Origin of the sequence: Cognatundibacterium jejuense, from assembly GCF_014284255.1 — a bacterium.
Lineage (GTDB): Bacteria > Pseudomonadota > Gammaproteobacteria > Burkholderiales > Burkholderiaceae_D > Undibacterium > Undibacterium jejuense.
On the sequence record NZ_JACOFV010000009.1, the window covers coordinates 104,194 to 116,181 of the forward strand.

Annotated in this window: 11 protein-coding genes; 9 read left to right on the forward strand and 2 right to left on the reverse strand. The window is 46.2% G+C overall.

The genetic code is table 11. The annotated features are described in order from the left end of the window. Nucleotides 1-55 precede the first annotated feature (55 nt). Nucleotides 56-1,348 (forward strand): D-amino acid dehydrogenase, encoded by a 1,293-nt coding sequence (locus H8K32_RS10960; RefSeq protein ID WP_186912540.1) that lies wholly within the window; start codon nucleotides 56-58, stop codon nucleotides 1,346-1,348. Nucleotides 1,349-1,586: 238 nt separating this feature from the next. Here the strand turns inward: H8K32_RS10960 and H8K32_RS10965 are convergent, their stop codons facing one another. Then, complete coding sequence (locus H8K32_RS10965) at nucleotides 1,587-2,096, reverse strand: Lrp/AsnC family transcriptional regulator (protein WP_186912541.1); 510 nt, start codon at nucleotides 2,094-2,096, stop codon at nucleotides 1,587-1,589. Nucleotides 2,097-2,243: 147 nt separating this feature from the next. On the opposite strand from H8K32_RS10965, the gene H8K32_RS10970 reads away from it, so the two are divergent. Continuing rightward, on the forward strand, nucleotides 2,244-3,395 hold the full coding sequence (locus H8K32_RS10970; protein WP_186912542.1) for a branched-chain amino acid ABC transporter substrate-binding protein: 1,152 nt from the start codon (nucleotides 2,244-2,246) through the stop codon (nucleotides 3,393-3,395). Between the two features lie 117 nt (nucleotides 3,396-3,512). On the opposite strand, the gene H8K32_RS10975 is transcribed toward H8K32_RS10970, so the two are convergent. Continuing rightward, complete coding sequence (locus H8K32_RS10975; RefSeq protein ID WP_186912543.1) at nucleotides 3,513-3,821, reverse strand: c-type cytochrome; 309 nt, start codon at nucleotides 3,819-3,821, stop codon at nucleotides 3,513-3,515. 126 nt (nucleotides 3,822-3,947) lie between these two features. Between H8K32_RS10975 and H8K32_RS10980 the strand changes: the two genes are divergently transcribed. From H8K32_RS10980 to H8K32_RS11015, 7 genes are all read left to right on the forward strand, one after another. Next, complete coding sequence (locus tag H8K32_RS10980; RefSeq protein WP_186912544.1) at nucleotides 3,948-4,181, forward strand: TIGR04438 family Trp-rich protein; 234 nt, start codon at nucleotides 3,948-3,950, stop codon at nucleotides 4,179-4,181. An 88-nt stretch (nucleotides 4,182-4,269) separates the two neighbouring features. Beyond that, a complete protein-coding gene (locus H8K32_RS10985; RefSeq protein WP_246447286.1) occupies nucleotides 4,270-5,208 on the forward strand; it encodes a LysR family transcriptional regulator in 939 nt (312 codons plus the stop codon). Further along, nucleotides 5,186-5,995, forward strand: a complete 810-nt coding sequence (lgt, locus tag H8K32_RS10990) for a prolipoprotein diacylglyceryl transferase (protein WP_186912545.1) — start codon at nucleotides 5,186-5,188, stop codon at nucleotides 5,993-5,995. Before H8K32_RS10985 ends, lgt begins: the two co-directional genes overlap by 23 nt. 189 nt (nucleotides 5,996-6,184) lie before the next feature. After that, nucleotides 6,185-8,260, forward strand: a complete 2,076-nt coding sequence (locus H8K32_RS10995) for a M13 family metallopeptidase (RefSeq protein ID WP_186912546.1) — start codon at nucleotides 6,185-6,187, stop codon at nucleotides 8,258-8,260. Between the two features lie 747 nt (nucleotides 8,261-9,007). Beyond that, nucleotides 9,008-10,714, forward strand: coding sequence for a 2-isopropylmalate synthase (leuA, locus tag H8K32_RS11005; RefSeq protein WP_186912626.1), 1,707 nt, complete (start codon nucleotides 9,008-9,010; stop codon nucleotides 10,712-10,714). A 154-nt stretch (nucleotides 10,715-10,868) separates the two neighbouring features. Beyond that, the gene (locus H8K32_RS11010) at nucleotides 10,869-11,330 is read left to right on the forward strand and encodes an OsmC family protein (RefSeq protein ID WP_186912548.1); all 462 of its coding nucleotides are present in this window, start codon (nucleotides 10,869-10,871) and stop codon (nucleotides 11,328-11,330) included. A gap of 6 nt (nucleotides 11,331-11,336) precedes the next feature. Continuing rightward, nucleotides 11,337-11,975: an FMN-binding negative transcriptional regulator gene (locus H8K32_RS11015; RefSeq protein ID WP_186912549.1), complete on the forward strand. Its 639-nt coding sequence runs from the start codon at nucleotides 11,337-11,339 to the stop codon at nucleotides 11,973-11,975. Nucleotides 11,976-11,988 lie beyond the last annotated feature (13 nt).

Below are 11,988 nucleotides of genomic sequence, written 5' to 3' on the forward strand. Positions count from 1 at the left end.
AAAATAAAGGACCGCACTACTTTTGCGGCATTCCTCACAAACAGGAGATTGGTCTATGAAAGTCATCGTTCTCGGCGCTGGCATTATTGGTACTTCCACAGCATGGTTTTTGAATCAACAAGGGCATGAGGTTACCGTGATCGAACGCCAGCCCGGTGCCGCGCAAGAAACCAGTTTCGCTAATGGTGGCCAGATTTCAGTCTCTCACGCCGAACCTTGGGCTAATCCATCTGCGCCTCTGAAAGTTCTAAAATGGCTTGGCAAAGAAGATGCGCCATTATTATTTCGTCCCCGCGCTGATTGGCTGCAATGGCGTTGGGGTTTGCAATTTTTGCGTGAATGTACACAACAGCGAACTAATCATAATATTCGTCAAATTGTCGCCATCGCTGAATACAGCCGCCAAACCTTGCTTGAAGTAAGAGCATCGACCGGAATCGAGTACGATAGCCTGAGTAAAGGCATACTTCATTTTTATACAGATCAGAAGGAATTTGACAGTTCCCTACCCGCTGCCCGCCTGATGCGGGAATTGGGTTGCCCACGGGTATCAATTAGTGCCGACGAAGTCATAAAAAAAGAACCGGCGTTAGCTGGTATGCGGCAACAGATTGTTGGAGGTGACTTTACAGGCACCGATGAATCAGGCGACGTCTATAAATTCACCACCGGCCTCGCTAGAAAAGCTGCAGAATGCGGTGTAATTTTCCAATACAACACCAATGTGACCAGGCTATTGTCAGCGGGTTGTGACTCGGACGCAACGGTGACGGGCGTAGAGATCATTGATGCACAAGGTCGCCATCAGGTCTTGCACGCAGACGCATTTGTTGTTGCCATGGGCAGTTTCTCACAGGCGCTTCTAAAGCCATTGGGCATTCCTCTGATGATTTATCCCGGCAAAGGTTATTCCGCCACCTATCCTGTTACCAATCAAGCTGGCGCACCGACAATTTCACTCACCGATGACGGTTATAAACTCGTCGTTTCTCGTCTCGGAGACCGACTGCGCGTGGCCGGAACCTGCGAAATCAATGGCTACTCACGCGAACTCAATAACGCTCGTTGTGAAGCAATTACCCGTCGCACCAAAGAATTATTTCCGGACGCTTGTGACTATACTGCTCCGGTCTATTGGACCGGTTTGCGCCCACTCACCCCATCCAACGTGCCGTATATAGGAAAAACCAAATACAGCAACCTGTTCTTAAATACCGGTCACGGCACCCTTGGTTGGACAATGGGGGTCGGCTCAGGCAGAGCCATTGCCGACATTATTTCTGGCGTTATGCCCGAAGTCGATTTTGCATTTACTGGCATCGAGCGCCCGACTCGCATTGCACTCTAAGTATCGCCAGCTAAAATCCTTGAGCACCGCAGTTCTGTCGCAGCAGAGATTGAATGAAATTAATCCCTCACCGGAATGGCGCAACCTTCAGGTCACGCCATTTTCACCGTTGACACGATAGTTTAAGGTAATCAGATAGCGCAAAAATGTCGGTGCAAGCTTAAATCGGCGCAAGTAAATACGAAAAAATATGTTTCATTTTTGAGAAAAAATTGTCAAATTCATCGATTTTGACGCGTTATTTCTTCACTTTTACCTGCAATTCCTCGGCTTTTTCATCAAATGAAATACGTGTCGTAAACTTGGTCTTCTTCATCGGAAAACGTGAATGAAAATGCCGGACATTGCCTGATCCAGAAATGACGCGCCGCACAAATTGGTAGTAAGCATCCATGTCTATGACGTGTACAACCAGAAAATAATCATACTCGCCAGAAACAAAATAACACTGCATCACCTCCGCTTCCTTATTCATGCGTGCCTCAAAATCGTGCATAAATTCGTCACTTTGATTGACCAGTGAGACTTCCAGGAAAGCCAGCATGCCAAACGCCAACGCTGACGGGTCAACCACGCTCACATCAGCACTGATCACGCCTACGTCACGTAGGTCTCTGATGCGGCGCAAACAAGTGGGCTGGGAAATGTGCAATTTTTCAGCTAAAGTACGAGTCGGAATTTGATTATCTTTTTGAAGTTGATTCAAAAGCTTGCGGTCAAGCTTGTCTAACGCACGGAATTGAGGCATATAAAAATCGTCTGTTTTGAAAAAAAACCGCACAAAATAGCTTTGCGAAATATTTTTTATGTTGTACCTTTTGTTTATTCAGTAATCTGAATAAGTTGGTAATGCAATAGTGTTGTCCTACTTTATTAAACCTTAGGAGTAATGTTCATGTCGTTCAAAACAAAAATGATTCCACTGGCAGGCGCAATTGCTTTCGCTTTCGCTTTCGCTGGTGCAGCGGCAGCTGACGATGTAGTAATTAAAATTGGTCACGTTGGTCCTATCTCTGGCGCTATCGCGCATTTGGGTAAAGACAATGAAAACGGCGCCAAAATGGCGATCGAAGAGCTGAACGCAAAAGGCCTGATGATTGGCGGTAAAAAAGCTAAATTTGAACTGCTGGCAGAAGATGATGCTGCAGATCCAAAACAAGCGACTACCGTAGCACAAAAACTGGTTGACGCGAAAGTCAACGGCGTTATCGGTCACTTGAACTCTGGTACAACAATTCCAGCGTCTAAAATTTACAACGATGCTGGCCTGGTACAAATTTCCCCATCTGCAACGAACCCAAAATACACACAACAAGGCTTTAAAGGTGCATTCCGCGTAGTGGCGAATGACGGCCAATTGGGTGGCACATTGGGTCGCTATGCGGTGCAGATCAACAAAGCGAAGAAAATCGCTGTGATCGATGATAAAACAGCGTACGGCGAAGGTGTTGCTGCTGAATTTATCAAAGGCGCAAAAGGTAAAGGCGCAGAAGTTGTTGTGCAAGAGCATACAACGGACAAATCCACTGATTTCAGCGCGATCTTAACCACAATCAAAGCTAAAAACCCAGACGTGATTTTCTTCGGCGGTATGGACGCAGTTGCTGGTCCTATGCTGCGTCAAATGAAAGCACTGGGCATTACTGCTAAGTTCATGGGCGGCGACGGTATCTGTACAGCGGATCTGGTTAAGCTGGCTGGCGACGCAATCGGCGAAGGTCAGGTAGTTTGCGCTGAAGCAGGCGGTGTTCTGGATGCACAAAAAGCAGCGAATGAAAAATGGAAAGAAGACTACAAGAAGAAATTCGGTGTTGGTGTTGAAATCTATGCGCCGTATGTCTACGATGCTGTTATGACTATGGCTCAGGCAATGAAAGAAGCTAATTCTGCTGAACCAGCGAAATACTTGCCATTCCTGAAGAAAATCAAATACCACGGTGTGACTGGCGACATCTCTTTTGATGACAAAGGCGATATCAAAGACGGTACGCTGACGTTGTACACATACAAAGCAGGCAAACGTGATCTGTTAGCAGTCACTAAGTAATTCAGTCTCAAAATTTAAAAGCCCGTTGGATATTCCAGCGGGCTTTTTTATTTTCTTGCGATTTTTTGTAATAGACCAGCGATTCAATTCAAATCTGACTGGCAAATACAAAGAAAATTATTTCAAGGAGAGTATCCACTTTACCAAGGTATGCGCTTCTGCTTCAGAAACTTGTGTGTTCGCTGGCATTGCCATCGCACCCCATGTACCGCTACCACCCTTCAATACTTTTTGAACTAATTTTGCTTCAGCAGTTTTGTCGCCAGCATATTTTTTTGCTACGTCCTTGTATGCAGGACCAACAATTTTTGTATCTACAGAATGGCATGCCATGCAATTTTTAGCTTTTGCCAAATCCATATTTGCCATCGCAGAGCCAGATGCCAAAAGGGCGAGTGTTGCACCTACCAATAATGAGTATTTCATTGCTTTCTCCAGGTTAAAAAATGCGAGTTCATTTTAACGCTTTTTCTGTCATTTAAGCACGCTCGTAAGCACATGGGTTGACCCGCTGCAAAATACGCTTTAATCTCCCGACAACAGGAGACAACTATGCTATTAATTATTCCGCTCGTCATATTACTGGTTTTAAAGCTCGCCGATGTCTGGATTTTTGCCGCCATGTCATGGTGGTGGATTATAGGATTAGCCGTATTTGCATTCCTGTGGTTTGAATTTTTTGAACGTATGCTTGGACTCGATAAGCGCAAGGATCACGCACATTTTGAAAAAATGAAGCAAGAACGTCAAAAACGTTCCTTTGATAAAAATACCGGACGTAAGTAGTTCAAATTACTACTTATCCAAAGCGAGTATCATCGTTGAACCGATATAGGGGAGATCCGATATCGGTTTATTTTTTTATCCAGAGTGGATGTCAACTTCTATCACCGATCCCATGAGCAATAGTCTGGAATTAAGGCAGTTGAGGTATTTCATCGCTGTCGCCGAAGAATTGCATTTCGGAAAAGCAGCGACACGCCTGAATATGACCCAACCACCGCTTTCTCAGGCAATTCAGGCGTTTGAAGCGGAACTAGGCGTCGCGTTATTCATACGTACTACGCGTCAAATCAGCTTGACACCCGCAGGAATTGCTCTGTTACCAGAAGCAAAGAAACTACTTTTACAAGTACAAAACCTACGCCAACTCGCGCAACGCGCCGCCGCTGGCACGCAAGGACATCTGAGTCTGGCTTTTGTGTCAATTGCCGATTACAGTATTTTGCCGCCGACGCTCAGAACATTCCGCCACAGCCATGCTGATGTCAGCATAGAATTGCGGGAAGCGACCAGTGACGTCCAGCTCGAAGCCTTAGAAAAAGCTGAAATCGATGCTGGCTTCCTTATCCCTCCCATTCCTGAAAAGTTTCATGCCCTGCTCCATTACCAGAAAATTCTGACTGAACCACTGATACTCGCGGCACCAGAACATCTATTTCCTGCTGGGGCCGTGGTCAAACTCGAACAATGCGTCAATCAGAGTTTGATTCTTTTTCCGCGTAAAATCGCGCCTGCCTTGCATGATGCAATTCTGGGTTTCTTTCATGAATATGGCCTGACACCTGACATCGGTCAGGAAGCCATTCAAATGCAAACCATCGTCGGACTGGTTTCAGCTGGCATGGGCATCGCACTTGTGCCACAATCCGTGTCGAACTTACAGCGCCCGGGCGTGTCTTATCATGCGCTGGCCAATAGCGCGCCTGCCGTAGAGATAGGATTTGCCTGGCGCAAAGATAATCCGTCGGCAGTCTTACATTCTTTTTTACAGCTTTTAAACAAAAAATATGCTGATTCATCCCAATCCTGATCCTGTTGCTTTTTCCCTTGGCCCTTTGAAAGTGCATTGGTATGGCTTGATGTACATGGTCGCTTTTGCTCAATTTGTCGCCCTTGGAAGATTACGCCTGAAATTGCCACACATTGCCGCTCAAGGCTGGACCAAAGAACACATTGATGACATGTTGTTTTACGGGGTGCTGGGGGTGGTACTCGGTGGTCGTCTGGGCGAGGTATTCTTTTTTCGTCCGCAGTTTTTCTTTGAAAATCCATTGGAAATTGTTCAGGTTTGGCATGGCGGCATGTCCTTCCATGGCGGTTTCATCGGGGTATTGATTGCGATGTTTTTGTGGGCACGTAAAGTAAAAATGCCTTTGGTGAACGTCTATGACTTCATTGCTCCCCTGGTGCCGCTAGGTTACGCTGCTGGTCGCATCGGTAATTTTATTAATCACGAATTACCAGGACGCATCGCCTCTGCGGATTTACCATGGGCGATGATCTGGCCGGGCGTCGATTATCCTGTACATCCTTCTCCTATCTACCAAGCATTAGTTGACGGGGTTTTACTGTTTATTATTTTGTGGATTTTTGCACGTAAGCCTCGCCCACCGCTGGCTGTGGGTTCGCTGTTTGTCACTTTGTACGGCTGCGCGCGATTCTTTACAGAATATTTCCGGACTCCCGATTATGAAGTCAGCTTTGCAGGAATGACGATTTCGGCAGGACAAATGTTGTCTCTGCCTATGATTGCGGTGGGCTTATGTCTGTTGGCTTATTCTTACCGGAATCAAAAGAAGTCAACGCCGCAAAAATAAGGGTCGCAGATTCCTTGTCAACAGAGTAATTCATCAGGCTGGTAATTATTTCGTTTCAAGACGAACTATTTATCGGCCTTTTTGTCAAAGAAGGCTTGAGCTTATTGAGATTTTCTTAAGCCAATTACCTGTCGCTATTCCAGCGATTTTATTTCATATAATTACAAACAATTTCTTGGGGATTATTTCATGCAACGTACACTGCTATCTTTGGCTGTTCTTGCTACATTTTCTTTTGGTGGAACACAACTCGCATTGGCCGATACATCAGCGCCAGCTAGCGCAATGACCACCACTAATGCCTCGGCGCTGAATTCAGGCATCGACCTGCAATGGCAAGACACGGGCGTGCGTCCGCAAGATGATTTTTTTAAATTTATGTCCGGTAAATGGCTGGCTACCGCTGAAATTCCTGCCGATCGTGCACGCTTTGGTTCGTTCGACCAATTACGTGATTTATCTGAACAAAGTTCACGCGACATCATCACCGGATTAGCCAAAAATAAGTCACTCAAAGCCGGCAGCAATCAACAAAAAATAGCCGATCTATACAATAGTTTCATGGACGAGAAGCAAGCAAATGCGCTTGATATCAAACCTTTGACGGCTACCTTCAAACAAATAAATGCACTGGCAAAAAAAGAAGATTTTCCGGCACTGATCGCACAATTGTCGCAACTTGGTGTATCACTGCCAGTCAACTCTGGTGTAGGACAGGATGCACGTGACTCCAGTACTTATGCAGTCTACGTCAGCCAGGGTGGTCTGAGCTTACCTGATCGCGACTACTATTTGAAAGACGACCCAAAATTCAAAGCTTTCCGGGATGCCTACGTCAAACACGTAGAAAAAATGTTGTCGATGAGTGGTGAAAAGAATGCGGATAAAGCGGCTGCTGATATTCTCGCACTCGAAACACAAATCGCCACGATCCAATGGACAAAGGTCGAGAACCGTAATCCTATCAATACCTACAACAAAATCGAGCTCGCGAAATTAACAGAACTGATGCCAGGATTTAACTGGACCAGCTACTTTACGGGCACTGGCGTTGGCAGCAAAGTAAATTACGTCATTGTACGTCAACCAAGCTTTTTGACCGCTTTAGCAAAGATCGTTAATGACACGCCCGTAGCGGTCTGGAAATCCTATTACAAATGGAAAGTACTGGATGCTTACGCACCTTTCTTGTCCCAACGTTTTGTCGATGAAGATTTTGGATTTTCCAGCGTAACTTTGCGTGGTATTCCAGAAAACCAACCACGCTGGAAACGCGGTGTAGCACGTGTTGAAGAAAGCCTGTCTGAAGCCTTAGGTGAACTCTACGTCGCCAAGTACTTCCCGCCGGAAAATAAAGCACGTATGCAAAAATTGGTGAATAACCTGATCGAAGCCTACAAGCAAAGCATAGAAACTCTGACCTGGATGAGCCCAGAGACTAAAAAAGAAGCCTTGGTCAAACTTTCCAAATTCACGCCAAAAATCGCTTATCCTGACCAATGGCGCGACTATAGTGCTTTGCAAATCAAAGCCAATGATCTGGTTGGCAATATCATGCGCAGCCGTAGCTTTGAACATCAACGTGAGATCGCCAAACTCGGCAAACCAGTTGATCGCAAAGAATGGGGTATGAGTCCGCAAACGGTGAATGCGTATTACAATTCACGTCAAAATGAGATCGTCTTCCCCGCGGCAATTTTACAACCGCCATTCTTCAATCCAGCGGCAGACGACGCTGTCAATTACGGCGGTATCGGTGCAGTGATCGGTCACGAAATCAGTCATGGTTTTGATGATTCCGGTAGCCAATCGGATGGTGACGGTAATTTGCGTAACTGGTGGACCAAAGAGGACAAGGAAAACTTCAGTAAACTCACCAGCGCATTGGTCGCACAATACGATGCCTATAGCCCACTGCCAGGTTACAACGTTAATGGCAAGCTGACACTTGGTGAAAACATTGCAGATAACTCAGGTTTAGCGATCGCCTACAAAGCGTATCAGATCTCGTTAGGCGGTAAACCCGCACCAGTCATTGATGGCTACACTGGCGATCAGCGTCTGTTCATGGGTTGGGCACAAGTCTGGCGTGGTAAAGCACGTGATGCAGAAGCGATTCGTTTAATCAGCATTGATCCGCATTCTCCGGCAGAAGTACGTGGCAATGCCCCTTTGACTAACGTACCAGGCTTCTACTCCGCTTTTGGTGTCAAAGAAGGCGATAAGATGTATGTAGCACCAGAGAAAAGAACAACCATCTGGTAAAAGTTAAACGAAGCAATTGAAAAACTCAGGATATTGTTGCAGTCCTGAGTTTTTTTCTTTTAGGTGAAAAAGTGTCTCTTTCCTTGCTGCTAATCCTGGTGTGTATCATAGACTTCGCATAACAAAAAAACCAACACCTCTGAGCTTCAGCATGCGCAGCAACGACGCAAGTAGAACTTACATTGTTTTGCAAAAGTTCAAAAATAGGTCTTGACGAACGATAAGGTCTCGATTTACATTAGATTCCATGACATCCCAAAAACACATCACTGCTGCGAAACAAACTGCTGTGCACAGACCTGCTCTGGTGCTCACTGTTTCCGCGTTGATGCTGCTATCCGTACTAGCACTACTATCTCTACAACTAGCTAAATAATTAGCCCTAGTTTTCAGCGTTACCTCATCATAGTTCGACGTAATCGCGATCAGTTTCAATACCCAGTTTGTTTTACCCGGCTCGAGATAAGCCATACAGGATGATCAGCATGTTCATATTCAAGACAACCAGCACCGAATTTACGACAGTGACATCGAAGGTGCCCGCTTATGTCTTGAACAGTCACACCTCGGATAACACAATTAGTTTGTCCGCATCCATTCTGCAACATCAAGTACGTCGACTACCGATCGGTTAACTGGCCGCGCGTAAGCCGGTGGACGCCAGTTAGCCTCTGACCACCTTCCTCTCGTATTTATTTTCAACATCGCCTCCTGCGAGGCGAAGGACTCACTATTTTTTAAAGGTTTATCATGCTTGCTCAACCATCGTCGAAATACCGTGCATTTAATCCATTTGCCACTATTCAATTAAGTGATCGCCAATGGCCATCACGTCAGATTGAGAAAGCGCCGATCTGGATGAGCACAGATTTACGCGATGGGAACCAGGCGTTGATCGAACCCATGAACGCAGAAAAAAAGATGCGCTTTTTTAAGATGTTGGTCAATATCGGCATCAAAGAAATTGAAGTCGCCTTTCCATCTGCATCTGACACCGACTTTGAGTTTGTCCGCCAATTAATTACCGGCAACCACATCCCTGATGATGTCACGATTGAAGTCTTAACACCGGCCCGTGAAGACCTTATCCGCCGCACCATCGATGCGGTACAGGGTGCAAAACGTGCCATCATCCATTTGTATAATCCTGTCTCCCCCGCGTTCCGACGTATCGTCTTTGCTAAATCCTGCGAAGAAGTCAAACAGATTGCCATCGATGGAACACAACTGATTAAAACGCTGACCGATGCGCGACCGGAGACCGAGTGGATTTTCCAATACTCACCAGAGACATTCAGCATGACCGAGCTTGATGTTGCGAAAGACATCTGTGATACCGTCACTGAGATCTGGCAAGCAACACCTGCGCGCAAAATCATCATTAATCTGCCATCCACGGTGGAATGTACAACTCCGAATATCTATGCAGACCAGATCGAGTGGATGCATCGTCATCTTGCACACCGCGACGCCACGATTCTTAGTGTGCATCCTCACAACGACCGCGGGACAGCAGTCGCCGCTGCAGAACTCGCAGTCATGGCGGGCGCTGATCGCATCGAAGGTTGCTTATTCGGGAACGGAGAGCGCACCGGCAATGTTGATCTGGTCACCTTGGCATTAAATCTTTATACCCAAGGCATTTCACCGGGCTTAGATTTCGCTGATATCGACGCAGTGCGTCAATGCGTTGAAGAATGTAATCAGATCCCAGTTCATCCACGCCATCCTTACGTTGGTGATTTAGTACATACCGCATTCTCTGGCTCGCATCAGGATGCGATCAAAAAAGGCTTTGCCCAACAAGCGCCGGATGGTATGTGGGAAGTGCCTTATCTGCCAATTGACCCGCGCGATATCGGTCGCAATTACGATGCGGTCATCCGCGTCAATAGCCAATCCGGCAAAGGTGGTATGACGTATTTACTGGAACAAGAATACGGCATCAGCATGCCGCGCCGTATGCAAATTGAATTCAGTCATGCAGTCCAACAATTCGCGGATCGCAGTGGACTGGAAGTTCAGGCCAGCGATTTGTTTCAGATTTTCAGGCAGGTATTTTTAACTACAGACACAGGTTTCGCTTATCACGCACATCAAGTTCTCGAACAGAGAACATCGCCATCTGTTCCTGCGCATTTATCAATGCGTTTGGAATTGCTGTTCAACGGACAATCACGAGTCGTCCAGGCAACAGGTCATGGTATTCATGCGGCAAGCATTACAGCATTTGTACAACAAGGAATACACATTGATCCCGTTGAAGTAACAGAACACACCTTCATCGATCACCAGCAGCAAAAACAATGCCAGTGCGTCATAGAGGCGCGCATCAATGGTGACAGACAATTCGGTGCAGGCATTGCGGCGGATGCAGAGTCAGCGTACATCCAAGCATTATGTAGCGTAGTCAACAGGCACTTAACAAACAATGAAGAAGCCTTAGTCGCCTAAGACATTTTTCATTAACTGAAAGGAGAAAAAGGAATGATATTTATTGTCAGACACCTTTTTCTCTTTCTTTATTTTCGACCATCAAATCCACATTGATTCTCTATCAATTTATCGTACACTAAGCCCTGAAGTTTTAGATCAAAAAGGACATTCAATGAGCGAATACAAGGCAGAGGTAGTATGGCAACGTGGGAATCAGCTATTCACTGATAATCGATATAGTCGCGGTCACGAATGGAAATTTGATGGGGGATTTAGCGTTCCCGCTTCCTCGGCTCCCAGCTCAGTTCCACTACCGATGTCGGTTGCAGAAAATGTCGATCCAGAAGAGGCGTTAGTCGCTGCTCTGGCAAGTTGTCATATGTTATTTTTTCTGAGCTTTGCCCAAAAACAGGGGTTTATCGTTGATCACTATCAGGACTATGCCACCGGTTTTATGGAAAAAAATGAACGCGGACGTCTCTACATAGCACGTATAGAATTGCGCCCTGCCACGTGCTTTTCGGGTGAGAAGATGCCCACGAAGGAGCAAATCGATGCTCTCCATCATTTGTCTCACGAGCACTGTTATGTCGCCAATTCCTTGCGCGCTGATGTAACGATTATTCCGGAGTAACTCATTATGTACATGCCTGCCCATTTTTCTGAAGAACGCCTAGACGTCTTACATGATCTCATCCATCAACACCCGCTTGCCAGCATGGTCAGCATGGAAGCAGATGGCATGACTGCCAATCATATTCCGTTCATCATTACGCCACCAACGACGGAAGCACCGTTCGGTAAATTACTCGGTCACGTAGCACGCGCTAATCCGGTGTGGCAAAATCGCGAACCAGTTCTGCTGATTTTTCAGGGACCATCGGCTTACATTACCCCTGGCTGGTACGAAGAAAAAAAGCAAACAGGCGCGGTTGTTCCGACATACAACTACGCCGTTGTTCATGCGCATGGAAAAATCAACGCAGTGGAAGACAGCACTCAATTTCTGAACTTACTCACACAACTCACCGAGCATTTTGAATCAACACGCCCAAAGCCATGGGCAGTCGCAGATGCACCACCGGAATACATCGAAAATATGATGGCGCAAATCGTGGGCATTGAAATCCCCATCACACGATTAATCGGAAAATGGAAAACCAGCCAGAATAAATCGACAACCAACCGTAGCCATATTGCGGTGCAATTACGTGAAGAAAATAATATGCACGGTGCCGGTCTGGCGAAAATGATGGAAGCTCAGTTGTTTGATGTTTAAAAAAAGAAGTTTA

Excerpts from the sequence above, each read along its gene's own strand:
- H8K32_RS10960 (WP_186912540.1), top strand. The coding sequence starts at position 56 with ATGAAAGTCATCGTTCTCGGCGCTGGCATTATTGGTACTTCCACAGCA.
- H8K32_RS10965 (WP_186912541.1), bottom strand. The coding sequence starts at position 2,096 with ATGCCTCAATTCCGTGCGTTAGACAAGCTTGACCGCAAGCTTTTGAAT.
- H8K32_RS10970 (WP_186912542.1), top strand. The coding sequence starts at position 2,244 with ATGTCGTTCAAAACAAAAATGATTCCACTGGCAGGCGCAATTGCTTTC.
- H8K32_RS10975 (WP_186912543.1), bottom strand. The coding sequence starts at position 3,821 with ATGAAATACTCATTATTGGTAGGTGCAACACTCGCCCTTTTGGCATCT.
- H8K32_RS10980 (WP_186912544.1), top strand. The coding sequence starts at position 3,948 with ATGCTATTAATTATTCCGCTCGTCATATTACTGGTTTTAAAGCTCGCC.
- H8K32_RS10985 (WP_246447286.1), top strand. The coding sequence starts at position 4,270 with ATGTCAACTTCTATCACCGATCCCATGAGCAATAGTCTGGAATTAAGG.
- lgt (WP_186912545.1), top strand. The coding sequence starts at position 5,186 with ATGCTGATTCATCCCAATCCTGATCCTGTTGCTTTTTCCCTTGGCCCT.
- H8K32_RS10995 (WP_186912546.1), top strand. The coding sequence starts at position 6,185 with ATGCAACGTACACTGCTATCTTTGGCTGTTCTTGCTACATTTTCTTTT.
- H8K32_RS11010 (WP_186912548.1), top strand. The coding sequence starts at position 10,869 with ATGAGCGAATACAAGGCAGAGGTAGTATGGCAACGTGGGAATCAGCTA.
- H8K32_RS11015 (WP_186912549.1), top strand. The coding sequence starts at position 11,337 with ATGTACATGCCTGCCCATTTTTCTGAAGAACGCCTAGACGTCTTACAT.